The sequence below is a fragment of the Bacteroides sp. 3_1_23 genome (assembly GCF_000162555.1).
GTDB lineage: Bacteria > Bacteroidota > Bacteroidia > Bacteroidales > Bacteroidaceae > Bacteroides > Bacteroides ovatus.
In genome coordinates this window covers 2,466,169-2,492,466 of record NZ_GG774949.1, presented here as the reverse complement: position 1 = coordinate 2,492,466, position 26,298 = coordinate 2,466,169, and the positions used below count along the sequence as shown (strand labels likewise).

The following is a 26,298-nucleotide window of genomic DNA, read 5'->3' as shown; positions in this document are numbered from 1 at the left end:
AATATCTCTATTTGAAAGATTAGAAATACACTATAAATTAATTGAGTCATTTTACTGCATATAACATTATGATAAAACGATTGTATATCTTGGTGATAGTACAGATGGTATGTACTTTGGGGTTTACTCAATCCTCTCCCTCGTTACCTGCTTACAAAGATCGCTGTTTGTCGATAGATATAAGACTTTCAGATTTACTTTCCCGCATGACTTTAGAAGAAAAGGTCGGTCAGTTACTTTGTCCTTTAGGTTGGGAAATGTATGAAATCCATGGTAGTGAAGTTCATCCTTCCGAAAAGTTCAAGCAATTAATCAAAGAAAGGAATGTAGGAATGCTTTGGGCAACCTATCGTGCCGATCCTTGGACAAAGAAAACTATAGCAAATGGACTTAATCCGGAACTGGCAGCAAAGGCAGGAAATGCATTGCAAAAGTATGTGATGGAGAATACCCGTCTGGGAATTCCGATGTTTTTAGCAGAAGAAGCCCCTCATGGGCACATGGCAATTGGTACTACTGTTTTTCCTACGGGTATCGGAATGGCGGCTACCTGGTCACCGGAGTTAGTAAAAGAAGTTGGTCAAGTTATCGCTAAAGAAATTCGTTCCCAAGGTGGGCATATTAGTTACGGTCCCGTACTTGATCTGACCCGTGATCCCCGTTGGTCCCGCGTGGAAGAAACATTTGGGGAAGATCCGGTATTAAGCGGTATTTTAGGGGCGTCTATGGTTGACGGTTTAGGTGGAGGTAATCTATCACAAAAATACGCTACCATAGCTACCTTGAAACATTTTCTGGCATACGCTGTGCCGGAGGGTGGACAGAATGGTAATTATGCTTCAGTGGGTATTCGTGATTTGCATCAGAATTTTCTTCCTCCTTTTCGTAAGGCAATAGATGCAGGGGCATTGTCTGTAATGACTTCATACAATTCGATAGATGGGATACCTTGTACGTCGAACCATTATTTGCTGACTAAACTTTTGCGTAATGAATGGAAGTTTCGCGGCTTTGTAGTTTCCGATTTATATAGTATTGAAGGGATTCACGAAAGCCACTTTGTTGCTCCAACCAAAGAGAATGCAGCCATACAATCTGTAATGGCTGGCGTTGATGTTGACTTGGGTGGGGATGCTTATACCAACCTTTGTCATGCAGTTCAATCCGGACAAATGGATAAGACTGTGATTGATACGGCTGTCTGCCGGGTGTTACGGATGAAGTTTGAGATGGGCTTGTTTGAGCATCCTTATGTGGATCCGAAAATTGCTGCTAAAACAGTACGCCGTAAAGAACATATCGAACTGGCACGTAAAATCGCACAGTCTTCCATAACACTTCTCAAAAATGAGAATTCAATTCTTCCTTTAAGCAAGATGATAAATAAGGTGGCGGTAATTGGCCCTAATGCTGACAATCGATATAATATGTTAGGGGACTATACAGCTCCGCAGGAAGATAGTAACGTGAAAACTGTTCTTGATGGAATTATAACAAAATTATCTCCTTCTCGTGTGGAATATGTACGAGGCTGTGCTATTCGTGATACTACAGTGAATGAGATAGAACAAGCAATTGAAGCTGCCCGTCGCTCCGAAGTTGTAATTGTGGTTGTGGGTGGTTCCAGTGCCCGTGATTTTAAAACGAGCTATAAAGAAACAGGTGCGGCTGTAGCTGAAGAGGGTAGTGTAAGTGATATGGAGTGTGGAGAAGGATTTGACCGTGCCAGTTTATCCTTACTTGGTAGACAACAAGAACTATTGGAATCTTTGCAAAAGACAGGTAAGCCTTTGATTGTCGTTTATATTGAAGGTCGTCCTTTAGAAAAGAATTGGGCTTCGGAATATGCTGATGCACTACTGACTGCTTACTATCCGGGGCAGGAGGGTGGAAATGCCATAGCGGATGTTCTCTTTGGAGATTATAATCCTTCTGGACGTTTGCCAATCTCCGTTCCGCGTTCTGTAGGTCAGATTCCGGTTTATTATAATCAGAAAGCTCCTCGGAATCATGATTATGTGGAAGTGTCATCTTCTCCGTTATATAGCTTTGGTTATGGGATGAGTTATACCACTTTTGAATATTCTGATTTGCAGGTAGTGCAGAAATCTGCTCGTTGTTTTGAAGTCTCATTTAAAGTAAAGAATACAGGGAAGTATGATGGCGAAGAAGTATCACAACTTTATATGAGAGATGAATATGCATCAGTTGTTCAGCCGATGAAACAGTTGAAACATTTTGAACGTTTCCATTTGAAAAAAGGAGAAGAGAAAAAAGTTACTTTTGTTTTGACAGAGGAGGACTTTTTCTTGGTTAACTATACTTTGAAGAAAGTAGTAGAGTCTGGAAATTTCCATCTTATGATTGGTGCCGCTTCTAATGATATTAGGTTGCAGAATGTTATTTTAGTGGAGTAATTTTTATTAATATCTATATTAAGAGATTTCCTGTTTCGTTTTCTCTTAAATAAAAAAAGAGAGAATATTCCTTTTGCGGAAATATCCTCTCTTTCTCACCTAAACCTTTTATTTCAATTACTTGCTATTATAAGCAACCAACATCCAAACCAATTTTTCCTGTTCTTTCAAATAATCGCTCATCATCGAAACGGTTACTTCGTCTCCGGCTTGAGAAGCGATAGACAAAATCTTACGTTCTTCGCCAATCAGATAGCTGATAGACTGAAGGATATTATTCAATGCTTCGTCTCCGTTGCTTACCTTATCCACTTCATTCACATTTGCTACTTTTAGATAATCGCTGAATTTATTGGCAGGAGTGCCGCCCAACATCAAGATACGTTCTGCGATTTCATCCACCTTTTCAGCCGTGTCATCATACATCTTTTCGAATTGACTGTGGAGTACAAAGAAATTATGTCCCTTGATATTCCAGTGGAAACCGCGAAGATTGGTGTAATACACTTGGAAGTCTGCTAATAGTTGTTGCAAAGATGCTACTACGTTGTTTGCTCCCGATTCGTTCAATTTGATAAATTCTAAAGTTTTCATATTCTTCTATTTTTAATGATTTATACTTGTTCTCTTTTTTTCTGTACTGCAAAGATAAGGCGTAAAATGCTTGCTGTCAAACTGAAAATTTCTATCTTTGCATAGATGAAATCTATAACTTAATAAGATTTGATAGATGACGATACAACAATTAGAGTATATACTGGCTGTAGACCAGTTCAGGCATTTCGCACGGGCAGCTGAATATTGTCGTGTGACGCAGCCTACTTTGAGTGCAATGATTCAGAAACTGGAAGATGAACTGGGAGTAAAGTTGTTCGATAGGACAGTGCAACCCGTTTGTCCGACACCCATCGGGCAGAAAGTGATAGACCAGGCTCGCGTGATTCTGGCGCAGGCAGCTCAAGTGAAAGAAATAATCAGTGAAGATAAACAGTCATTGTCAGGCGTATTCCGCTTGGGGGTATTACCTACTATCGCTCCCTATCTGCTTCCTCGCTTTTTTCCTCAACTAATGGAAAAATATCCCGAACTGGATATTCGTGTCACGGAAATGAAGACACAGGATATTCAGCAGGCTTTGCATGTCGGAGATTTGGATGCGGGAATTATTGCCAGCAAACTGGAAGATACGTTCTTGACAGAAGAAACTCTTTTCTATGAGCAATTTTACGCTTATGTGTCACGAAAAGAATCCTCTTTCAAGCATGATATGATCCGTACTTCTGATATAACAGGCGAACATCTTTGGCTTTTGGACGAAGGACACTGTTTTCGCGATCAACTCGTCCGTTTCTGTCAGATGGAGGCCGTGAAGGTTAATCAGATGGCCTATCGTTTGGGAAGTATGGAAACCTTTATGCGAATGGTAGAAAGTGGAAAAGGAATCACTTTTATTCCCGAATTGGCAGTGATGCAATTGACGGAAGAACAGCGGCAGTTGGTACGTCCGTTTGCCATTCCCCGACCTACACGGCAAGTGGTACTGGTAACAAATAAAGATTTTATTCGCCACAGTCTCTTATGCGTCCTGAAAGAGGAAATAAAGGCGGCGGTTCCCAAGGAAATGCTTTCTTTACAGTCCATACAATGTTTGTTATAGCACATTAGGGAATCCCTTTTTCCATCGAGAACAATCTCTTTCTGTAAAAAATGTAGCAAAGTTGCGTTATAATAATACGGATATGTTTTGATTTCTAGTCTGAATTGCTTATTTTTGGAAAGTAAACAAAAACAATATTAATTACTATGAAAAAGTACATTGCAGAAATGATTGGAACGATGGTGCTCGTTCTTATGGGATGTGGTAGCGCCGTCTTTGCTGGTGGTTTGGCTGATACAGTAGGTGCTGGTGTGGGAACAATCGGCGTAGCTTTAGCCTTTGGTTTATCCGTAGTAGCGATGGCGTATGCTATCGGAGGTATTTCGGGATGTCACATTAATCCTGCTATTACATTAGGAGTGTTTTTGACTGGTCGTATGAATGGAAAAGATGCAGGTATGTATATGATTTTCCAGGTAATCGGAGCTATTATCGGTTCGGCTATTCTTTTTGCTTTAGTTTCTACCGGTGCTCATGACGGGCCTACAGCGACAGGTTCGAATGGTTTTGGTGATGGAGAAATGTTGCAGGCATTTATTGCGGAAGCAGTATTTACTTTCATATTTGTATTGGTAGTGCTCGGCTCTACCGATCCGAAGAAGGGAGCAGGCAATCTGGCAGGACTTGCCATCGGTTTGACTCTTGTATTGGTACATATTGTATGTATTCCTATCACAGGGACTTCTGTAAACCCGGCACGTAGTATTGCTCCGGCATTATTCCAAGGAGGAGAAGCATTGTCGCAGTTGTGGCTGTTTATCATTGCTCCATTTGTAGGAGCTGCATTGAGTGCAGTTGTTTGGAATTATCTGGGAGATAAGAAATAACTCTTTTAGAAGAAAGAATATAAAGAAGAAAGTAAAAGGGCGGCAGTTTCACAACTACCGCCCTCTTTTGCGTAATTAATATATTATATTAAAAAAGAGTGTGTTTCGCATGTTCACATTAGATTAGTCGTCTAAGGAAATTTCACTTCATAAGTTTTCGGCCCGCCATAAATGGTGTTGACACGAATTCTTAGTCCCTTTTTCCCCTCCATCCGGTCTTTAATCTTATCCAGTTTGAAAGACACATATCCTTCACCCAAACGTTGAGGATCATCTCCTTCACTGTTATGACGGAATTCCAGATTGATATATTCGTCCTCCGCATTGCCTTCGTCAGCAGTGGGAGCAGTCTCTTCTTTGTCATTAATTACCAGATTCAGGAAATGTTTTTTATCTTCACTATGTGTTCCGTAATATTGGAATTCAATCGTCAGATATTTATTATCCTTATTGATCCACATATAAGTCGTGTTGATCTTATCATCTCCGATTTTCTCTTCGTCGTTGTCATCTTCACCCATTGTGACGATGTCTTTGGTTAAGATTGGATTGATACCTTTCACCTGAATATTAAGGTCGTATCCATTCACAGGCTCTTCCAACTCGTTGAATATCACAAAAGCTCTTTGTCCCTCCACCCAATCTTCATTGTTCCATCCTTGTGAGTTGCTGGGATACATCTTTTTCCCGTCATCCAAAGTGAAATAAAATTCCTTGCTATCCTGGCTAATCATATTGATGGTGCTGATAGCCAGAAGATCGGACGAATTATCATCGTCGTCCAAGCATGACTGGAGAATCGGCATGGTAGTCATAATAGCAAAGATAAAGGCAATGAATTTAAATTTCTTCATATACTTACTAGGTTTTAGATTTTATAATATTTATGTTTTCTGTAGTGAAAATGCAAGAGGATAGAAAATATTGCATTCGGATCTGTTAAAGAAACAAAAGTGATAAAAGAGTTGTTCTCTCTATGCAGTATTTCTATCTTTGCTGCATTTATAAGGTAAACACGTGTATAAGAGAATGGAAGAAATAGAGTTGTCGGAACAATGTAGGCTGGGTAATAACCGGGCCCGCAAGGAACTGTATGAACAGTATGCGGGGCGTATGCTTGGCATCTGTCTACGCTATACCGGCGACCGGGATACAGCCCAGGATCTGCTTCACGACGGTTTTTTAAAGATATTCGATTCGTTCGATAAGTTCACCTGGAGGGGTGAAGGCTCTTTGCGAGCCTGGATGGAACGGGTGATGGTCAACACAGCTTTACAGTATCTTCGGAAAAATGATGTGATTAATCAGTCGACACCTTTGGAAGAGTTGCCCGAAGAATATGAAGAGCCGGATGCTTCCGATGTAGAAGCGATACCACAAAATGTGTTGATGCAGTTTATTGAAGAATTACCCGCCGGCTATCGTACTGTGTTCAATCTTTATACATTTGAAGACAAATCGCATAAAGAAATCGCACAGGTATTAGGTATCAATGAAAAATCTTCAGCTTCGCAACTGTTTCGTGCGAAGAGTGTATTAGCAAAAAGAGTAAAAGAATGGATAATGCATAATGGATAGATAGAGATGGAAGAGAAAGAATTGTGGATGAATAAGTTGAAGGAGAAGCTCGCGGATTATTCCGAGCCGGTGCCTGCTTCCGGTTGGGAACAACTGGAGAAAGAACTTATGCCTCCTGTGGAGAAGAAAATATATCCTTATCGAAAATGGATGATGGCTGCTGCAGCTGTTATAATATTAGCTGTCGTTTCGTCAGTAAGTCTGTATTTTCTAGGGACACCCGCTGCGGATGAAATACGTCATATACAAACTCCGGCATTGGCTTCCACGCCCGATGCATTGCCGGGTGTGCAACAACCGGATATGCAGGGAACTGCTGTGGAACCTGTCTTACGGCCGGTAACTCGCAAAGATCGTTTGGTGAAAGTCGACAGGAATCATACGGAGCAGAAAACAGGTGTAGATCCATTAGGGATCGGTAATGAAAATAAACTTTCAACAGGAAATGGAGAAGACTCTTTGAGTGAGGAAGATAAGAATGTAAAAGGAAATGGAGAAACTGAAAATGTAAAAGATGAACCGAAGCAGGCAGAAAATACAGATGTCAGTCAGGGACAGTCACAGGATACAGAGCGATCGAATAACAGACCGCGTCGTCCTTCCGGTAAAGACAAACTTCATATTCCGACAGAAAAAAGATCTTCTCAAAAGGGAACATGGTCAATGGGACTTTCGGTAGGAAATTCAGGAGGTGCTTCAACAGAAGTAGGTGCCGGATCTCATGCTTATATGTCACGTGTGAGTATGCTTTCAGTTTCCAACGGTCTGATGGAGACGATTCCTAATGACCAAACATTGGTTTTCGAAGATGGAGTACCTTACCTGCGTCAGGCAAAACAGGTGGTTGACATTAAACATCATCAGCCTATTTCTTTCGGATTGTCCGTTCGTAAAGGTTTAGCTAAAGGATTCTCTCTTGAGACAGGACTGACTTATACGCTGCTTTCTTCGGATGCAAAACTGGCAGGTGAAGAACAACAGATAGAGCAGAAACTGCATTATATCGGTATTCCGTTGCGTGCCAACTGGAACTTCCTGGATAAGAAACTCGTCACTCTTTATGTTTCCGGTGGAGGTATGGTTGAGAAATGTGTTTATGGAAAGCTAGGATCTGAAAAAGAAACAGTGAAGCCTTTGCAGTTCTCGGTATCCGGTGGTGTAGGTGCGCAGATCAATGCAACGAAACGTTTGGGTATTTACGTGGAACCGGGTGTTGCTTATTATTTCAATGATGGCTCCGATATACAGACTATACGTAAAGAGAATCCGTTTAACTTCAACATACAAGCAGGTGTTCGTCTGACTTATTAGTACGAACTACCTCACTAAATATAGTAACGCCATCCGGTTCGGATACCGTCACTATCCTGATTGGATAGCGTCATTATCCTGACCGGATGGCGTTACTATTTGCTATTTACTATCTTTTTCTTCAGAAAAGTCGGATAATTGAGAAAATATTAATAATATTGTCACCTGTTTATGACCTATGGCTGCATACCTTTGTTGCAAAATTCTAAGATATGGTAGATTCTACAGATGAAAAACATTTATTAATCGACTTAAAAGGCGGTTCCTTTCAGGCATTCGAAAGATTGTATAATATGTATAGTGGCAAACTGTACAATTTCATTATGCGACTCTCTTCCGGCAATCAATATATGGCCGAAGAAGTGGTGCAAGCCACTTTTATTCGTATATGGGAAGTGCATGAAAAAGTAGACCCGGCTTCCTCGTTTATCTCTTTTCTCTGTACGATTGCCAAAAACTTATTGATGAATATGTATCAGCGTCAGACCGTAGAGTATGTTTACAATGAATATCTCATGAAAAGTAGCGTAGACCGTGATTCACAGACAGAAGAGAATATTGATCTGCGCTTTTTGAATGAGTATATCGATTCTCTTGCCGAAGAACTGCCTGCGCAACGGAAGAAAATATTCATTTTGAGCAAAAGGCAGAATTACACAAATAAAGAAATAGCCGAAATCATGGGAATTTCCGAAAGTACGGTTGCTACCCAATTATCTTTGGCTGTGAAATTTATGCGTGAACAGTTGATGAAGCATTATGATAAGGTAATTACCCTTTTGTTGGCCTTTTTTGTTAATGAAATGTAATAGTAATACTTGTTTTTGGATGGGAAGTAGGATGAAAATGTATACTTGTAAATAAGTGGAAAGATGGATAAGACACATTATAAAGAGCTAATTGAAAAATATTTCGAAGAAACGATCACGGATGTCGAGATAAAAGAACTGTCAGACTGGATAAAGAATGACCGTCAGTTGCATGACTGGTGGGAACAAGAGTTTGAGAGATCGGATTCCTCCATGAACCCAGTGTTGCGTGATAAACTTTTTGCCCGGATCAAAGAAGAGACTTTGGGCAAGGAAGTGCGCCCCCTCCGTATCATCCCTTGGAAATGGGTTGCTGCCATTTTATTACCTGTCTGTGTCGCTTTCTTCACTTACTATCTTTTAGATTCTTCTCCAACGGCAGAAACACCCTTTATTGTGAAAGCGGGCAAAGGAGATAAAGCAACCATTGAATTGCCGGACGGAACAAATGTCGTGCTCAATTCAGCTTCCCAATTAAGTTATCTGAATAATTTCGGAGAAAAAGTTCGTCGCGTGCAACTGAATGGTGAAGCCTATTTTAAAGTAGCCCATGATGAGAAACACGCCTTCATTGTGCAAATCGGTGATTTGGAAGTGAAAGTGCTCGGTACTTCTTTTAATGTATCCGCCTATGAAGATGCTAAAGACGTGATAGTCGTTCTTTTGGAAGGGAAAGTTGGGGTCTATGCGCAGAAAATATCGCATATCATGAAGCCCGGCGACAAAATAGAATATAATAAAGCCACTCATAAGATAACAGCCACTCAAGTGCATCCGACTGACTATATTGAGTGGACGAAAGGAAATATGTACTTTGAGAAAGAATCTTTGGAAAATATCATGAAAACCCTTTCACGTATTTATGACGTAGAGATTCGTTTCGACTCCAATAAACTACCTAATGAATATTTCACCGGAACCATTCCAGGAGGCGGCATACAGAATGCGCTGAATATTCTGATGCTAACTTCACCTTTCTATTATGAAATGGACGGTTCGGTGATAGTTTTGAAAGAGAAATAAGTGGAACTTTCATAGAGTATCTTTGTTTATTCATCGAATAACGTCTATATTTGTGGTACACTAATTTGAAGATGCAATGAATACATTAGAGCGCAAATTGCCGATAGGGATACAGACATTTGAAGATATACGCCAAGGGAATTATCTTTATGTGGACAAAACATCTATTTTATGGCAAATAATAAATACGGGAAAGCCTTATTTCCTTAGTCGTCCCCGTCGTTTTGGCAAAAGTCTGCTTATTTCTACTCTTGAAGCCTATTTTCAGGGTCGTAAAGACCTTTTTGAGGGTTTGGCAATTGAAAAGTTAGAGAAGAAATGGGAGCAATATCCGGTTTTGCATCTTGACTTGAATGCGAAGAAATATGAGACGGCGGCAGATTTGGTTGCCATGCTAAACCAATATTTGGAAAAATGGGAAGCCGTCTATGGCGATGAGAAAAAAGACCGCAGTCCTGAAGAACGTTTTAGCTATGTCATTGAGCAAGCCTGCTTGAAAACAGGAAAAGGAGTTGTGGTATTGGTAGATGAGTATGATAAACCCTTGCTGCAAGCCCTTTTAGACGAGAACCTGCTGGATGAATACCGTCGTATCCTGAAAGCCTTTTACGGTGTACTGAAAAGTTCCGACCGCTATCTTCGGTTCATCTTCCTGACAGGAGTCACAAAATTTGCCCAAGTAAGTGTGTTCAGTGATTTGAATCAGCTGAATGATATAAGTATGAAGATTCCATACGCCAATATCTGCGGTATTACTAAAAAGGAATTAGTATCCACATTTACTCCCGAGTTGGAGCGCTTGGCAGAAGTGCAGGAGATGTCTTTTGACGATACAGTCGATAAAATGACAGCGATGTACGATGGATATCACTTTACATATAGCGAAGATGGATTGTTTAATCCCTTCAGTGTGCTCAATGTTTTTGATGGATTAATGTTTGATAATTACTGGTTCCAGACCGGTACCCCTACCTATCTTGTAGACTTGTTGAAACAAAGTGATTATGACTTACGTTTACTCATAGACGGTTTGGAAGTCGGTAGTTCCGGCTTTGCCGAATATCGGGCCGAAGCAAAGAATCCTCTTCCGATGATTTACCAAAGCGGCTATTTGACGATTAAAAATTTCGATAAATCATTGAACCTATATACATTAGGCTTCCCGAATGACGAGGTGAAATATGGTTTCCTTAAATTCCTGATACCCTATTATACCCCCATCTCTTCTGATGAAACGGACTTTAACGCCGTTAAGTTTGTCCGTGAACTTCAGTCGGGCGACGTTCATTCTTTTATGGAACGTATGAAATCATTCTTTGCCGACATTCCCTACGAATTGAATACAAAGACTGAACGTCATTATCAGGTTATTTTCTATCTTGTCTTTAAGTTGATGGGACAATATGTAGATGCGGAAGTCCGCAGTGCAAAAGGGCGTGCCGATGCCGTGGTGGAAACAAAAGACCGTATTTATGTTTTTGAGTTTAAGCTGGAAGGAACAGTAGACGAAGCTCTGAAACAAATAGATGAAAAAGGATATCTGTTACCTTATCAAACAGACGGGCGTGAGCTGGTTAAAGTCGGTGTCTCCTTTAATGCTGAAGAACGTAATATTGGTGAATACAAAGTAGTATAATTACTTATTGAGTAAAATCTAGAATAGAGCCATTCCGGAGCCCGCTTCTTTGGAATGGTTTTTTTGTTCTCTGAATTGAATAAGTTAACGAGAGTTAAAGTCTGATAGACGATTGGACGAGCGAGTATGACAGTCTGTATGCCTATCAAACAACTTAAAAGTTTTGATATATGAAAAACAGAACAACCTTTGAGAAATTCCCTCGAACAAATGCAGGGAGAAGTAAGAACTGGAAAACACTGCGGGCTCTTTGTCTGCTATTGTTTTTAAGCGTCTCTTTTACCGCTTATTCTCAAATAACGGTGAATGTAAAAGACATCTCTTTAAGAGCCTCTTTAAAGAAAATCGAGCAAGTAAGTAATTACAAATTCTTCTACAATGAGAATCTTCCTGAATTAAATCAGAAAGTATCGTTGAATGTACAGAATACAACGATTCAGCAGGTCATGAAGCAACTTCTAGGCAAAATGGAACTCACTTACAAACAGGAACAAGAAAATATCATCGTTTTGATTCGTAAAGAACAAGAGAAGAAGCGGAATATAAATGTTTCCGGAACGGTAGTAGATGAGAAAGGTGAACCTGTTATCGGTGCGAGTGTTACGGTGGTTGGAACGGCGTTAGGTACTATAACCAATTTGGAAGGGAAGTATTCTCTAACTGATGTTCAGGAAGATTCAAAGGTTGCTATTTCATTTGTTGGCTATGGCGCATTGACATTTTCGGCGAAGGACAAGCAGTTGGCAAGAGTTGTATTAAAAGAAGATTCTGAATTGTTGGATGAGGTGGTTGTAATTGGTTATGGAACGGAAAGGAAATCTGATTTATCAACCGCTGTCAGCCAAGTTAAGTCTAAAGATTTTGAAAGCATATCTTATAGTGATCCCGGACAGGCTATTGCGGGAAGAATGCCAGGAATTTATGTCAAACAAGCAAGTGGAGCACCGGGTGGCAATCCACAGATTTCTATCAGAGGTACTGGAACCATTAGTTCCGGAAGTTCACCTTTGGTTGTTGTAGATGGTTTACCGGTGACGGATGATGTGGGACTGAATTCAATCAATCCTAATGATATAGAGAGCATTAACGTTCTGAAAGATGTAGCTTCTGCAGCAATTTATGGTTCCAGAGCTGCAAATGGTGTAATTCTTATTACTACAAAGAAGGGGAAAGCTGGTAAGGCACAATACACATTTAACACATATTATGGTGTTCAACAAGTTGAGAAAAAATATGATCTTGTAGATGCATATCAGCAGGCCGAATTGATGGCTGAAGCTTTTCAATATAAGAATCAAGAAATTCCCAATTTTATAAAGCCATATTTAGAGCATCAACAGGGATTGGTAAATACCAATTGGCAAGATCATATATTTAGAGATGCACCTACAAATTATTATGAGTTATCGGTTTCAGGCGCAAATGAACAAACCGTTTATTTTGTTTCAGGCAGTTACTACAAACAAAAAGGAATAGTAATCGGTTCTGACTACGAAAGAATTTCGGGCAGAGTAAATTTGACATCAAAACTATCAAACAAATTTGAATTTGGAATTAATTTAAATCCCAATTATTCTATGCAAGATAAGATAACGGAAGGCTGGGAAGAGTCTCCTTTATCGATGGGGATTTACAATTCCTATCCATTCTTCCCGGTATATGAACCCGATGGATCTTATGCAATAAGCAAACAGATCCATGCGGTTCAAAATTATGGAGGTATGGCAGAAGTGGAGAACAATGTTGCAACTGCCAACTTAACGACCAATCAAGTTGAAAACTTTAAGATTCTAGGTGGTGCATACTTGTCTTATACGCCACTTAAAGGTCTTACGTTCAAAACTTATGTTGGAGGATATTTTATATCCAACAGAGCCGAGTATTATAGACCATCTACGATTGGGGCTTATAGGCAAGCCGCTCCGACTGTAGCAAAAGCTGCGTCTTCTACCTATGAAACCTTCAACTGGATGTCTGAAAATACAATAACCTTCAACAAGAGTTGGGGAAAACATGATTTTGAAATACTGGGTGGTATGTCATTCCAAAAAGAAACGACAAATAATAACTCTATTGATGCGGAAAACTTTCCTAATGATGATATCCCCACATTGAATGCGGCTCTTACTATAAACACCGCTTCTGCAACCCGTTATCAATGGGCGTTACTCTCATATTTTGGAAGACTGAAGTATGACTATAAGAAGAAATACTTTTTTACGGCAGCTTTACGTATGGATGGCTCATCGAGATTTGGACGCAATAACAGATTTGGACTATTTCCATCACTTTCTGCCGCATGGAGAATATCAGAAGAGAACTTTTTTCCGAAAAATGATATTATTAGTGAATTAAAACCACGTATAAGTTGGGGTATTTCAGGAAATGATGAGATTGGTAATTACTCCAGTTTGTCTCTGATGAGTAGCGCTAAATATAACTTCAATGGCAATCTGGTAGCCGGAATGAGACCAAACACATCTCCCAATGCCAACTTATCCTGGGAAAAAAATAATACTGTTAATGTCGGACTTGATGTTGGCTTATTTAGGAATGCGCTGAATTTAAACTTTGAATATTATGTATCGAAAACAAGCGATATGCTACTTGAAGTGCCGGTACCTGCATATTCCGGTTATTCTACCTCTTTACAGAATGTAGGTAGTGTTCGGAATAAAGGTTTTGAATTTGCAGCTTCATTCAAGAACCCTATCAAAGATTTTAATTATCAGATCTCTGCCAATTTCTCGACCAATAAGAATACAGTATTGTCATTGGGGGCAAATCAAAATGAAATAATTACGGCACGAAATATCACAAAAGTAGGTCATCCCATCGGAGCATTGTATGGTTATCGGATCATCGGTATATTTGAAAACGAAGAGCAACTGAAATCTTTACCTAATTATCGGGACTCACAAAAAGTGGGTGACTATATTTTCAAAAACATTGATGACAGCGATAATACCATAACGGAAAAAGATCGGGAAATCATCGGTAATCCTCACCCCGAATTTACTTATGGTGGAAACATTCAATTGTTTTATAAGAATTTTGATTTAGGTATAACGATACAGGGAGTTTACGGTGTTGATGTTATAAACAGAGACCTTCCTACTACCATTTTAAGTAGTGAAATTTGGTCTGTTATGTCCAAGGAATATTATAACAACAGATGGATAAGTCCTGATAAGCCCGGAAAATACGCAAAAGCCGGGTCAAACTCGAATACTTTAAGCAGAGAGTCTGACTTAATGATGCAAGACGGAAGTTTCTTTAGAATAAGGGATATTTCCTTGGGATATACATTGGATAAGAAGTGGTTAACGCGAACCTTTTTGACTAATGTAAGAGTCTACGTCTCGGTTAAAAACCCGCTTCTTGTTTCCAAATACATGGGGCTGAATCCCGAAAGTGAAGGCTCGTCAAATCCACTTAACGCTGGTGTGACCTTAGGACAATATCCTGCAGAGAAGAATTTTGTCGTAGGTGCTTCCATTAGTTTTTAACAACCTTAAAAATTGCATTATGAAAAAAATATTATTTATTCTCATTAGTGGTATTTTTACTATAACTTCTTGTACGAATATGTTGGATTTATATCCTATTTCCAGTTCGACTAAAGAAAATAGTTATACTAAGCCCGAAGATTTCACACAGCTATTAAATTCGGTTTATGCTTTTCTGCAATCAAACGGCCAATATGGACAAAATTTCCATTTCCTGATGGAAGTTCCTTCTGATAATTCGAAAGAAACGTCTGCCACAGTGCGTGGAGGTGTGTATTATCAATTTGAGATACTTCAGGTAGCAACAGACAATAGCATCATAGAAGCTTCATGGACTGACTGTTATAAAGCAATTCAATCTTGTAATATTTTACTTGAGCGGATAGACAATATAGCTATGGATGAACCCCTAAAAACAATTACTATAGGAGAAACCTACTTTTTAAGAGCACTTAATTATTTTAATCTTGTCAGACTGTTTGGTGATGTTCCGTTGATTCTTACCGAAACTAAAGACCCCGCAGATTTATTAAGTGTCGGTCGTGAAAATAAGTCTAAAGTATATGAACAGGTAATTATCGATTTGAAAGAAGCGATCAAAAGATTGCCTGCTATTCAGGAAGAGAAAGGAAGGGCTACTATAGGGGCGGCATATACGCTTTTGGGAAAAGTATATCTTACATTGAAGCAGTATCAGGAAGCTGTGGAAGCACTGCACAACGTAAAAGGATATGCTTTGGTGAAAAATTATTCACAAATATTCGGTCCGGATAATGAATACAATGAAGAATCCATTTTTGAAGTTAACTTTACCTCAAACTTAGAAAACGAGGGAAGTGCTTTGGCTAATCTGTTTGCACCTACAGGCGAAGGTCCGACATTGGGTATTGTGGGAGCTGTATACAACCAGAATATACCGACACAAGAATTGTACGATTTATATTCTTCAGATGACAAGCGCAAGAATGTAACAATCGGAGTCAGCAACAATAAATTATATGCAAAAAAATATGTAGGTCCTACCGTTAAGGATCAGGATTCTGATATAAATGTGATAGTTTTAAGATATGCGGATGTAGTTCTTATGCTGGCAGAAGCTTTAAATGAAATAGGATATACGGGTGACGATTCAGGTGAGGCCTTTACGCTTCTGAACAGTATACGTTCGCGCGCAGGAGTATCTACTTATGATTCAGACGATTTGCCGGATCAAACAAGTTTCAGAAAAGCCATTGCGGATGAAAGAAGATTGGAACTCGCTTTTGAAAACCATAGGTGGTTCGATTTGATTCGTACAGGTACTGCTGTCGAAACAATGAATAATAGCAGCCAGGAGAGCAGTAAGTTCACGGTGAAAGATTATCAATTAGTATATCCTATACCGCAACGCGAGATTAATGCAAATCCTGTCGTTATTAAACAAAATCCGGAATATTAATATAAAAAATAAAAATAGAGTCATGAAAGATATTTTAAACTTCATCATTATTTTATCGATGTCCTTATTGTTAGCCTCATGTGGAGATGATAAAGACGGGATAAATCAACCAGATCCGATAATAGGGTTGACAACTGAGGTATTTGAAGAAAGTATTTCTTTATCATGGGATGTACCAAACGGAGAAGTGAAGAAGTATGTCATTGTATATAATCCCGGAGACGGACTGATTGATATCGTTGATCCTGCTATAACTAAATATTCAATTGAAAAGTTGAAACCGGGCACGGACTACGAGATTGATTTGTATTGGGTGAATAATGCAAATGTACGTTCTCTTGCAAATACGGTTCATGTAACGATTCCACAGAAAGAAGGAGTGATAGAGCATATTTATATAGGCGATTTGCTTTTGCCTAATCAAGCGGCAATCGATGGTCTACAGTTGAAATACACTTCTGTGACCGGTAAATTGCGAATTGGAAATGGGACATCAGGCAGTGATATTACAGATGTATCTATGCTTGCAAACATTACCGAGGTGGGTACAAACCTTGAGGTAGATGGTAATAGTCTTCTGGAAAATCTTGATTTTCTAAAAAATCTAAAGAAGATTGGCGGTAATTTTTGGTTGAGAAATAATCCAATGTTGACTTCAATAACCGGTCTGAAAAATTTAAGTGAAATAAAGACGAATCTTTATATTATGGGAAATCCCAGCCTTACAAACTTGAATGGATTAGAAGGGCTTACGGCAGTGAAACTAATTAATATAGGGATAAGAAGTGGAAATAAATCGGACAAAGGTAATGAAAAATTAACTGACTTTTCCGCATTAAAACCAATATTAACCAGTCTGCCTACAGTAAGTTATCATTGTGAAGGTAATGCTTACAATCCATCAGTAGATGATATCTTAAATGATGGAGGGTCTGATTCTAAATAATTAATAGCTATGAAATATCTGAATATTTTGCTTATAATATTGCCTTTTATATTCTCATGCAGTAGTGATACTCCGGAGAATGATAAGGAAAAAATCCCCCCTATAATAGATACTTCTATTCGTGTCGGAACTTTTAACGTGGGTGTAGGGCAAACGGCGACAGCGGAAGAAATAGCATTGAGTCTAAAGTCTTTTTATTTAGATATTCTTTCATTGGAAGAATGTCCCATTTTGATTGATAAGAATTCCGAAGTTGAAGAGTTTTATTCAATAATAGGTAAAGCTTTGGGAATGGAATATTTTTATATCGGTGATATATCCTCCGGAAATCATTGGATTGAATGGGGAAAGGATAAAACTGGAAAATATGCTGGAAAATACAAAGTAATATTGAGTAAAACTCCTATATTGCAGTCAAAAGAATTTGCTTTGGAGGGAAAAGGTTGGACACATTCATCGACTATTCGGATTGAAACCAAGATTAAAAATAAGGAACTAACCTTTTATAGTCTGCATATTCCGGGTAGCGCAGGAGTAGTTGAAGGTTCTGTCATGAAGAATTTAGTAGATGTTGTTTTGATGAAAGATACTAGTAAAAGAATCATAGTCATGGGCGACTTCAATGATTTGCCGGAAACTAATGCCATGCAATACATCTTTTATTCAGGCTTTAAGAGTGTATGGGATGATGTGGAAGATGCTGAACAATATATTGATAAATACAAATATGGGCAGATTGATAATATGTTAATCAATAAGAGTTCAGGGATGAAAGCAGAAATTGCATATAGCGTTTATAAAACAGACGTTAGTCTTTCAGATCACCCGTTTCTATGGAGTAAAATAGATATCGGAGAATAAAACATAGTAATAATTCATAAACAGATTGATAAAATGATGAATATAAAAAGAATTGTTAATCTCATATTTTTACTCGTTTTTAGTTGTATAATCAAGGCTCAAATGGCAATATCGCCTTTCCCTAAATGGGAGAAAGGATGCCTTGATATTCATCATATCAATACCGGGCGGGGGAATTGTGCTTTTCTGATTTTTCCTGACGGAACGACCATGATGATTGATGCCGGTGATTTTGATGGCAACGAATATGCCGCTAAGTATGCACCAATGCATGCAGCTCCGATATTTCCGGATAGTAGTTATACGCCCGGTTCGTCTATCATTAATTATGTGACAAATCTATTGGGAAAGGATGTAGTGATTGACTATTTTCTTCTGACCCATTTTCATTCCGATCATTATGGTGATGTTCAGAAGGCCACTGGAACTTCCAAAAACGGATATCGTATTACGGGGCTGACGGAAGTCGGAGATGTGATTCCTATCAAAATGTATGTTGATAGGGATTATCCTGACTACCAATTCCCCGTGGATTTACGATCAAAGAATGATGGAGTAGATTTGCCTACTTTCTTGAACCTATTGGAGTTCCTCAACTATCAGGAAAAACACAACGGATTGAAAGTTGAAAAGTTCGACATAGGCTCTAATACGCAATTTGTATTAAAGAAAGAACCGAAAGTTTATCCGGGGGTTGAAGTCAGGAATATAAAATCGAATAATCGGTTGTGGACAGGGGAAGGTAAAAAAACGACTATTCTGTTTACCAAGGAAGAATTGATGGCAAAAAATGACAAGTATAGTGAAAACCAAATGTCGACGGCTATTGTGGTGAAATATGGCGCATTCAAGTATTATGCGGGAGGGGATAATTCCGGTTTGGTAGACCAAGACCATGCGGAATGGTATGATATAGAAACTCCTATGGCACCCATAATAGGAAAGGTGTCGGCAGTATCGCTCAATCATCATAGCAATCGGGATGCCACTAACCAGAACTTTCTCGAAGTGCTCGATCCTAAAGTAGTAGTGGCTCAATCATGGAGTACGGATCATCCGGGAGCGGAAGTGGGGCAACGGTTGTTATCAAAGAATATCGGAACGCAACCTAGGGATGTTTTTATGACTTACTATGATGATGAAACGGGGGTAGCTATTGGTCCTTGGTTTGCCCGTAGCTTGAAAGCGAAACAGGGGCACATTGTGATAAGGGTATATCCGGACGGGGAATATGAAGTATATGTGCTGGATGCCCGGAAAACAGACTTGGTTATATCGAACAGGTTTGGTCCTTACTCTAGTGAATAATTCTGTGGTATCTTAAACTTATTAAAAAAAGAAAGTATGAAACGTTTTATTTTATTGACAATCCTTTGTTGTCTTGTGCTTAGTATAAGTGCACAGACAGCAAGAGATGAAATATTTGAAGACATACATCGCTCGGCAGCCAACCATTATGCCTATCCTGATCCCCATTTCACAATGACTGCCCCACCCAAGGGGTATAAACCGTTCTACCTAAGCCATTATGCTCGTCACGGTTCCCGTTATAGAGTGAATCCTGATGATTATACGAAGCCGTTGGCAATTCTTTGCGAAGCAGAGAAAGACGGAGTACTTACAGATTTAGGCAAGAAGGCCCTCTGGCTTGTAGACAGCCTTGCGCGCGGAGCAGAAAATAGATATGGTGATTTGACTCCATTAGGTGCCCGTCAACACAGGGGAATTGCCCGAAGAATGTACAATAACTTTCCTGAAGTGTTTCAGGGAGCGGCAGAGGTGGATGCACGTTCTACAACCGTTATCCGCTGTATACTCTCTATGACGGCTGAGTGCTTGCAATTGCAATCTCTGAATCCGGAGTTGAGAATCAAGGATGAGGCTACTTCTTATGATATGTATTATATGAATTATGGAAATGAATACTTCAAAAAGAAGCGTCAGGAAGATGAAGTGATTGCTGTAAAGGCAGCTTTTCGGAAAGAGCATCTCCATCCCGAACGTTTGATGAAGTCTCTTTTTAATAACGATAATTATGTAAAGTGGAAAGTGGATGCTGGCAAGTTGATGAGTTATTTGTTTGAACTGGCAGCCATTACGCAAAGTCACGACACGGACCTTGATCTTTATTCTCTTTTTACCAAAGAAGAGTGTTATGATTTATGGCTAATCAGCAATCTGAATTGGTATATTGACTACGGGCCGTCTCCGCTCACTCAAGGTAAGATGCCTTATGTGGAAGCAAACCTGCTTGAGAATATACTGAATACTGTAGATACTTGCGTCGTGAAAAAAGAGGATAGTGCTACCCTGCGCTTCGGGCACGAGACTTGTCTACTTCCTTTGGCTTGTTTATTGGAATTAGGTGATTGTGCATATCAGACTACTGATATAAATAAATTGTCAGATATATGGCGTAACTATCGTATCTTTCCAAAAGCTTGTAATATTCAGTTCGTTTTTTACCGTAAGAAAGGAAATGATAATATCTTGGTGAAAATTTTACTCAATGAACAAGAAATGAAACTTCCGCTTGCAAGTGAGCTAGTACCCTATTATCATTGGGAAGAGGTGGAAAGATATTATAGGAATAAATTGGCTACTTTTGTCCATTGAAAGAAACAGTAATATACAAAAACTGGTCTTAAAAATGTTAGTCACCATTCCGGGAAGTAAGTAATGATTGCTTATCTTTCTGGAATGGCTTTTTTATAATCAATTAAATGAAAAGTTTTATGGAAAATTCATGTAATGATGAATTGTTTTGTTCATTGAAAAATGAACTTCGTGAAGTAACCGCACAAATCAATGTGCATAGTGAAAAATTAATGGAGCTGCTCGACCAAAAAAAAGAATCGTCAGTCAACTGACTCGAGAGATGTCGCATCTCACGCCTGTCACCATCGAGTATCGGGGAAATCCGAAGCAATATGTCTCTGTTGTGCTCGATGCCATCAATCTGGGTAGGTTGACGTATGACGGAGTAGCAAATTGCGAACAGACTTTTCGTGCGTTAGCAAGCGTTGTAGATGTGATAAGCCCTAAGAATGGGAAAACGCTTAGTGTAGAGACGCTGGTGTCTTATGAGAAGAAAAAGCGTGCCGGAGAATTTGAGGAAAAATAATATAAAATAAAAAGACGATTGTTGTATAGTTGAACAACAATTCGTATATTGACCTCCAAAGAAAGAATTTGAAAAAGCAAAGATATTAAGAAAGGAGTATTATGGAAGCAAAAACAAATGAGGAATTCTTTAACGTCAGCGCATTAATAGATGAGCGTTTTGGTAAGGAAGGAACTGTTACTCGTGCGGAAGCAGAAGAAAAAGCGTATGCTTTCTACACCGGGCAAATTATCGAAGACGCAAGGAAAAAGGCTAAGATTACTCAAGCAGAGTTAGCCCGGCGTATCGGTTCCGACCGTTCTTATATTTCAAGAGTGGAAAGTGGTCAGACAGAACCTAAGGTTTCTACCTTCTATCGTATCATGAATGCGTTAGGTTGTAGGATAGAATTTTCGATGTCTTTATAAGAAGCGATTAAAAAAACATGGTGGGAAATTTGAAAAAGATAACTGTCTTTTTCAAATTTCCCACCGTTTTTTTGAGGAAGAAAAAGGAAAAAGGTGAGGGTAGGTGAGGGTCAATTTCTAACATTCGTATTTTTTTTTAGAAGAAAATAGAAGAATAGAAATAAGAAATATAAAAATGAAAAGTTGCAAAAGTACCCTCACCAACCCTCACCTTTTTGCGTGCGAAGGAGATGAAATCTTATTCATATAGCCTGTTTGATTTCACCTGTTCCGTATCAATAATGAATACAGTGTATCTTCTCCCGTTTTTTCCCTTATGAAATTCGAAGCCGTGTTTGGACATCACTTTTCCCAGTTGGGCTTTGGTTCCGTGAGAATATTGATACCCCGTCCGTTCGCGAATCAATTCCGCAATTTCAGTGACCGTCAGATAATGCACCTTTTCGAAACGTTCCGGTTTGCGGATATGTGTCAACACCAGTTCTTCTTCCGGTGAGTGGAAAATGAAATCCTCGTTGTTTTCTTCAATCCGTGAGTTTTCCGACTGGGTGAACCAATACTGATACCCCGGCTTGTTGAGCAGATACTTGATTTGTGCATACAACTGCGCATAGTTTATTTTGATAAACTCCATCGAGTTGACATGAAAGCAGAGAAAACGGCGGTTACCTGTGGTGTCGTGAAGCACTTCCTGGTAATTGCATGTGCCGGCAAAAGAAGCCGTATGAGGAAAGTTTTGCGAACGCCGCGCGTATGGCAGGCGGATGCTGATTACTTTGCGGGTAACCAAATCCTTGAAGATATTCAGTTCCCGTCCGCTCATCCCTTCAAACTCATCCAGATTGATAAGCATCGCCTGCGCTATTTTAGCCAGATCATCCTTGTTGCTCGGGTTGATAAGACCGGTAGAAAGATAGGCGCGCAATTCGGGCGGCAGCAGGTTGTTGATAAACGTAGTCTTTCCGATGTTCTGTATTTCGCTGCAAAGCAACAAAACAGTGTGGTTCACCACATCGTCTTGTGTGGCGGCAGCGCACATTCCCACCAGATAACGTTCCAGACATTCTACCCAAAATTTCTGGTGACTAGTATGCACGCTGTTGGCAAGGATACCGATATAATCCGTTCCGTCCCATTCAGGCAGCGAGTCTAAATACTCGCGAATAGGATGGTAGGTGATGCTGAAGTCGGAGTAGATCAGATTCTGAATCGTCTTGACGGTGCACGAATAGCCCAGTTCGTTCATCTCCATCCAAATGCTGTTTTCCATCATTTCGTCGAGAATATGGAAAGGTTCCGGTTGCTCCGTGTCCGTTTTCCTTCTGCGATATTCCATGATATGAAGCACTTCGTTGTAGCGTGTATCGTAATTTTCTTTGATATGTTGCTCAATCTGTAACATTCGCTTCTGCGTACTATTCAGCTTGCGGGTGTCGAATTCCTCGTTGTGTCCGTAAGCACTCCCGATCAGTGCGTCCATTTCATCCGCGGGAAGATCGGTGAACTGGCTCTTGATAAAAGCTGCCGCCTCTTCCTGGGGGACGCCGTAGCGATTGTACATACAAGCCAGGCAATGCAGGTAGTTGTTCCGGTTGCCGGTGACGTACTTTTCGGATTTATTGTGATAATAGTTCAGAGTCACCATTAAGGAAGCGTGCGAGGAATGGTAGTTGAGGGCCACTTGTTCGGTGAGGGGATTGTTGTCTGGTGCTGTCGTCTTTTTCTTTTTGCCGGATGCCCTTTTCTTCTTTTGAGACTTGAAGAACATCGGTGGCTGTTCCACGATGACAGCTGTGGCATCGGGATTGAAATAAATATCCGGATCGTAAGAGAACAGGCAAGTGCGGCTAACATCCTGCCCGGAAGTGTCGACCTCAACTCCGCAGAGCTGGGCATAAAAGGAAGCGATTTTGTGATAAGCAGCATGATGGAAATCTTCAATTTCCTGAATTGTTTCGGGCAATGTCCCGTCTGTCCGGCATACACGTACCACGATTTTCAGTCCCATTCCTTTGGGACTGATGAAAGCGATGCGGGTGTGGGCACACTTTTTTGCCAGTGCGAGGATGCGTGCCAATGCTTCCTGTGTCTGATGGTCGATGTCTACCACGATGTATCCCAGATACTTGACGAGAGTTGCGTTTGAACGTCCTCCCCGGTAGTTGGCTGAAAAGGTGATTTCCGGTAGTTCTATTTTCTTTTCGTTGGCTGCTTTCTCGCCTTGTTCCGCGAAGATTCGGCGCACGTCCTCCACTGTTTCCCGGTATGTGCCGTTGCTGATGGCCGATACGATTTCTTCTTCTGTCATTTCGGCTATGACGCGGTAAAAGTCTTGAAAGATGGTAAAATGCTCCATGTTGGTTTGTTCTTTTTAATTTGCGGTTGCAAAGAAATTTGTTTGTAAAATAATAGAATGGAACTTTTCGTTTTTTTGATTAAGTTCCTAGGGTTCTCCCAAATAGCGTATGATCGTTGCCACTTGCCGGGGAGAGAGAAGGCGGTTGCGGGCACGATAGCCTTCTTGTTCGAGTTCTTGCAGGAGCGGAAGGTTGTAGACAATCCAACGACGTAGTATTTGTAAGGCTACTTTAAGGCATACGTTGGGGTTGTAAAGATGAGCTAGTTCCGACTTTTTATAAGTGCGGATATGAAACGGCTGATCCGGATAATACATGATGAATGGTATTTGGTTTATGCTATAAAGTTACTGAAAATTAATGGCTTATTAAAAGAATAACGTCATTATTATTCATAGAATATCAGGAAACTTCGTTGGGGAATCCGGAGGGTGAAAAATGTGTTATCTTTATGTCGTTAACAAATAAGGAACGCGTTCGAAATGTATGAAAATTTAAAATTATTTTATTATGGCAATGACAGTAACTTATTCAGTAGTGCCGCGCAAGAATCCTGCCAAAAAGGATGAGTCGGCAAAGTATTACGCGCAGGCACAGGCTTCGGGAGAGTTGGATTTTGAAGAGTTGTGCGAGGGAATCACCAGCCGGTCTACCTGTACGGAGACAGATGTGCGTGCCGCCATTTCGGGTATTCTTTATGAGGCGAAGCGTGCGTTGAAAGCGGGAAGAATAGTCCGGCTGGGTGATTTGGGTAGTTTGCAGATCGGGTTGAACAGTGAAGGAGCTGTGTCGGTCAAGGAGTTTTCAAGTTCGCTGATTACGGCTGCCCATATTATTTTTCGTCCCGGAAAGACGTTGGCGGACATCACGAAGATTCTTAGCTACCAGCAGGTAACGACGCGTGCGGTGGCTCAAACGGGCGGTAGCGGCAATGAAGGAGAAGATGATGACAAAGGTTCCGGTGGCGGTTCAGACGGTGGTGGAAGCGGAGAAGCTCCGGATCCGGCAGCATGATAACTTTAATATTGGATCAAATGAAAGAAATTGTAACTAAGATTTTGGATGTAATTATGTTCCTTGTGCCTTTCTTCGGAAAAAGAAAGCGGAACAGAATTGTGAGAGAGGTGCGCTTCAATGCCACCCATAAGGAAGTGTGTAATGTGAAAACGACGGAAAGGGAAAAGGACGATGAGAAAGATTAGTCTGATTGTGATTCACTGCTCTGCTACCCGTGCTGATCGCGACTTCACGGCGAAGGATGTGGACACTGCCCATCGCTTTCGGGGCTTTTCTTGTTGGGGGTATCATTATTATATCCGCAAGTCGGGACAGATAGAACCGATGAGGGATGAAGATACGGTGGGTGCTCATGCACGCGGTTTTAATGCGATTAGTTTAGGGGTGTGCTATGAAGGCGGGCTGGATGAGAACGGAAAGGCAGCAGATACGCGTACTTCCCGCCAGAAAGAGGCGATGCATCGTCTGGTAAGCGAGTTGTTGCAGCGTTATCCGGATGCAAAGGTGGTCGGTCACCGGGACTTGAGTCCTGATACTAATTATAATGGAATTGTTGACCCTTGGGAGCGGATCAAAGAGTGTCCCTGTTTTGAGGTGAAAACAGAGACATGGTGATTTTTATCCTATTTATTATTGTGGTGGTTAATTGACCACCACAGTAGTAAAATACTCTTTAAATACCTCCGCGGCTTTTTCAAGTTGTTCGGGGGTATTTTCTTTTACGTCTTTCAGCTTGTATTCCTGCTCCATCGCTTCATACTTATGTACGCCTAATGTATGATAAGGCAGGATTTCCACTCGTTGCACCATCTTATATTTTCCCAGAGCCTCTCCCAAGCGGCGGATATCCTCTTCGAAATCGCTGTATCCGGGCACTAATACATAACGCAGCCAGAAAGGTTTCTCGTTTTCTTCCAGCCATGCTGCCGTGCGGATGGTTTGCTCGTTACTTCTTCCGGTCAGTGCTTGATGGCGTGCCGGATTGAACTCTTTAATATCCAGCAATACAAGATCCGTCAGTTTGAAAAGTTCTTCTACTTCTTCGTTCCAGATACCGCCGTTGCTGTCTATGCATACATGTATTCCCTTTTCTTTCAGTTCACGCACTAAAGGGACTAGTGCTTTGGCCTGAAACGTAGGTTCTCCTCCGGAGAAAGTGACTCCTCCGCGTTTCCCGAAAAAAGGACGTTGACTCATAGCCATGCGGACGATTTCTTCCGGTGGGGTAGGTGTGCCTCCTTTTCCGGCTATTGTGTCGGGGTTGGCGCAATATAGGCAGCGGAAATTGCATCCTTGAAGAAAAACGACGAGCCGTAAGCCCGGCCCGTCGAATGTTCCCATACTTTCGTATGAATGTACGTTTATCGTCATATTGAGTAGA

General features: G+C 40.4%; 25 protein-coding genes. 20 read left to right on the top strand and 5 right to left on the bottom strand.

Annotated features, from left to right (window positions below; all coding sequences use genetic code 11):
• Positions 1–68: 68 nt before the first annotated feature.
• Complete coding sequence (locus tag HMPREF9010_RS14465) at positions 69–2,417, top strand: glycoside hydrolase family 3 N-terminal domain-containing protein (protein WP_032852640.1); 2,349 nt, start codon at positions 69–71, stop codon at positions 2,415–2,417.
• Positions 2,418–2,534: 117 nt separating this feature from the next.
• Here HMPREF9010_RS14465 and HMPREF9010_RS14470 read toward each other — a convergent pair whose 3' ends face one another.
• Positions 2,535–3,011 (bottom strand): Dps family protein, encoded by a 477-nt coding sequence (locus HMPREF9010_RS14470; RefSeq protein ID WP_004305814.1) that lies wholly within the window; start codon positions 3,009–3,011, stop codon positions 2,535–2,537.
• Positions 3,012–3,147: 136 nt separating this feature from the next.
• On the opposite strand from HMPREF9010_RS14470, the gene HMPREF9010_RS14475 reads away from it, so the two are divergent.
• A complete protein-coding gene (locus HMPREF9010_RS14475; RefSeq protein WP_004302279.1) occupies positions 3,148–4,074 on the top strand; it encodes a hydrogen peroxide-inducible genes activator in 927 nt (308 codons plus the stop codon).
• A 146-nt stretch (positions 4,075–4,220) separates the two neighbouring features.
• Positions 4,221–4,901, top strand: a complete 681-nt coding sequence (locus HMPREF9010_RS14480) for an MIP family channel protein (RefSeq protein WP_004302280.1) — start codon at positions 4,221–4,223, stop codon at positions 4,899–4,901.
• 131 nt (positions 4,902–5,032) lie between these two features.
• Here HMPREF9010_RS14480 and HMPREF9010_RS14485 read toward each other — a convergent pair whose 3' ends face one another.
• A complete protein-coding gene (locus HMPREF9010_RS14485) occupies positions 5,033–5,755 on the bottom strand; it encodes a NigD-like protein (RefSeq protein ID WP_004325420.1) in 723 nt (240 codons plus the stop codon).
• A gap of 175 nt (positions 5,756–5,930) precedes the next feature.
• On the opposite strand from HMPREF9010_RS14485, the gene HMPREF9010_RS14490 reads away from it, so the two are divergent.
• The 14 genes from HMPREF9010_RS14490 (at position 5,931) to HMPREF9010_RS14550 (ending at position 21,543) form a co-directional block, all read left to right on the top strand.
• Positions 5,931–6,479: an RNA polymerase sigma factor gene (locus HMPREF9010_RS14490; RefSeq protein ID WP_004305819.1), complete on the top strand. Its 549-nt coding sequence runs from the start codon at positions 5,931–5,933 to the stop codon at positions 6,477–6,479.
• A gap of 6 nt (positions 6,480–6,485) precedes the next feature.
• Positions 6,486–7,790 carry an outer membrane beta-barrel protein gene (locus HMPREF9010_RS14495; RefSeq protein ID WP_008648508.1) on the top strand — a complete coding sequence of 435 codons (1,305 nt, stop codon included), beginning with the start codon at positions 6,486–6,488 and terminating at the stop codon, positions 7,788–7,790.
• A gap of 212 nt (positions 7,791–8,002) precedes the next feature.
• Positions 8,003–8,599: an RNA polymerase sigma-70 factor gene (locus HMPREF9010_RS14500; protein ID WP_004302285.1), complete on the top strand. Its 597-nt coding sequence runs from the start codon at positions 8,003–8,005 to the stop codon at positions 8,597–8,599.
• 63 nt (positions 8,600–8,662) lie between these two features.
• On the top strand, positions 8,663–9,622 hold the full coding sequence (locus tag HMPREF9010_RS14505; RefSeq protein WP_008648507.1) for a FecR family protein: 960 nt from the start codon (positions 8,663–8,665) through the stop codon (positions 9,620–9,622).
• 76 nt (positions 9,623–9,698) lie between these two features.
• Entirely contained in the window at positions 9,699–11,258 is a 1,560-nt protein-coding gene (locus HMPREF9010_RS14510) for an ATP-binding protein (RefSeq protein ID WP_008648506.1), read from the top strand.
• A 170-nt stretch (positions 11,259–11,428) separates the two neighbouring features.
• Positions 11,429–14,767, top strand: a complete 3,339-nt coding sequence (locus tag HMPREF9010_RS14515) for a TonB-dependent receptor (RefSeq protein ID WP_008648505.1) — start codon at positions 11,429–11,431, stop codon at positions 14,765–14,767.
• Positions 14,768–14,786: 19 nt separating this feature from the next.
• On the top strand, positions 14,787–16,205 hold the full coding sequence (locus tag HMPREF9010_RS14520) for a RagB/SusD family nutrient uptake outer membrane protein (protein ID WP_004325424.1): 1,419 nt from the start codon (positions 14,787–14,789) through the stop codon (positions 16,203–16,205).
• 22 nt (positions 16,206–16,227) lie between these two features.
• Positions 16,228–17,151 carry a fibronectin type III domain-containing protein gene (locus HMPREF9010_RS14525; RefSeq protein ID WP_032852538.1) on the top strand — a complete coding sequence of 308 codons (924 nt, stop codon included), beginning with the start codon at positions 16,228–16,230 and terminating at the stop codon, positions 17,149–17,151.
• Between the two features lie 9 nt (positions 17,152–17,160).
• Entirely contained in the window at positions 17,161–18,012 is an 852-nt protein-coding gene (locus HMPREF9010_RS14530; protein WP_032852537.1) for an endonuclease/exonuclease/phosphatase family protein, read from the top strand.
• 102 nt (positions 18,013–18,114) lie between these two features.
• Complete coding sequence (locus HMPREF9010_RS14535; RefSeq protein WP_232284332.1) at positions 18,115–19,320, top strand: MBL fold metallo-hydrolase; 1,206 nt, start codon at positions 18,115–18,117, stop codon at positions 19,318–19,320.
• Positions 19,321–19,356: 36 nt separating this feature from the next.
• Positions 19,357–20,628, top strand: coding sequence for a histidine-type phosphatase (locus tag HMPREF9010_RS14540; RefSeq protein WP_008648500.1), 1,272 nt, complete (start codon positions 19,357–19,359; stop codon positions 20,626–20,628).
• A gap of 119 nt (positions 20,629–20,747) precedes the next feature.
• Positions 20,748–20,882 (top strand): hypothetical protein, encoded by a 135-nt coding sequence (locus HMPREF9010_RS26700; protein ID WP_004325429.1) that lies wholly within the window; start codon positions 20,748–20,750, stop codon positions 20,880–20,882.
• An 8-nt stretch (positions 20,883–20,890) separates the two neighbouring features.
• Entirely contained in the window at positions 20,891–21,136 is a 246-nt protein-coding gene (locus HMPREF9010_RS14545) for a hypothetical protein (protein WP_008648497.1), read from the top strand.
• A 101-nt stretch (positions 21,137–21,237) separates the two neighbouring features.
• A complete protein-coding gene (locus tag HMPREF9010_RS14550) occupies positions 21,238–21,543 on the top strand; it encodes a helix-turn-helix domain-containing protein (protein WP_004325432.1) in 306 nt (101 codons plus the stop codon).
• A gap of 238 nt (positions 21,544–21,781) precedes the next feature.
• On the opposite strand, the gene HMPREF9010_RS14555 is transcribed toward HMPREF9010_RS14550, so the two are convergent.
• Positions 21,782–23,899: a BT4734/BF3469 family protein gene (locus HMPREF9010_RS14555; RefSeq protein ID WP_008648495.1), complete on the bottom strand. Its 2,118-nt coding sequence runs from the start codon at positions 23,897–23,899 to the stop codon at positions 21,782–21,784.
• A gap of 87 nt (positions 23,900–23,986) precedes the next feature.
• Positions 23,987–24,217, bottom strand: a complete 231-nt coding sequence (locus HMPREF9010_RS14560) for a DUF4248 domain-containing protein (protein ID WP_004305834.1) — start codon at positions 24,215–24,217, stop codon at positions 23,987–23,989.
• Between the two features lie 193 nt (positions 24,218–24,410).
• On the opposite strand from HMPREF9010_RS14560, the gene HMPREF9010_RS14565 reads away from it, so the two are divergent.
• Genes HMPREF9010_RS14565 through HMPREF9010_RS14575 form a run of 3 tightly spaced genes read left to right on the top strand, consistent with a single transcriptional unit; the run spans position 24,411 to position 25,532 of the window.
• Positions 24,411–24,914 (top strand): HU family DNA-binding protein, encoded by a 504-nt coding sequence (locus HMPREF9010_RS14565; protein ID WP_004305836.1) that lies wholly within the window; start codon positions 24,411–24,413, stop codon positions 24,912–24,914.
• The gene (locus tag HMPREF9010_RS14570; protein ID WP_004302306.1) at positions 24,911–25,102 is read left to right on the top strand and encodes a hypothetical protein; all 192 of its coding nucleotides are present in this window, start codon (positions 24,911–24,913) and stop codon (positions 25,100–25,102) included. The genes HMPREF9010_RS14565 and HMPREF9010_RS14570 overlap by 4 nt, the downstream gene beginning before the upstream one ends.
• Entirely contained in the window at positions 25,089–25,532 is a 444-nt protein-coding gene (locus HMPREF9010_RS14575) for an N-acetylmuramoyl-L-alanine amidase (RefSeq protein ID WP_008648493.1), read from the top strand. The genes HMPREF9010_RS14570 and HMPREF9010_RS14575 overlap by 14 nt, the downstream gene beginning before the upstream one ends.
• Before the next feature lie 27 nt (positions 25,533–25,559).
• On the opposite strand, the gene pflA is transcribed toward HMPREF9010_RS14575, so the two are convergent.
• Complete coding sequence (gene pflA / locus HMPREF9010_RS14580; RefSeq protein ID WP_004308786.1) at positions 25,560–26,288, bottom strand: pyruvate formate-lyase-activating protein; 729 nt, start codon at positions 26,286–26,288, stop codon at positions 25,560–25,562.
• Positions 26,289–26,298: the final 10 nt, after the last annotated feature.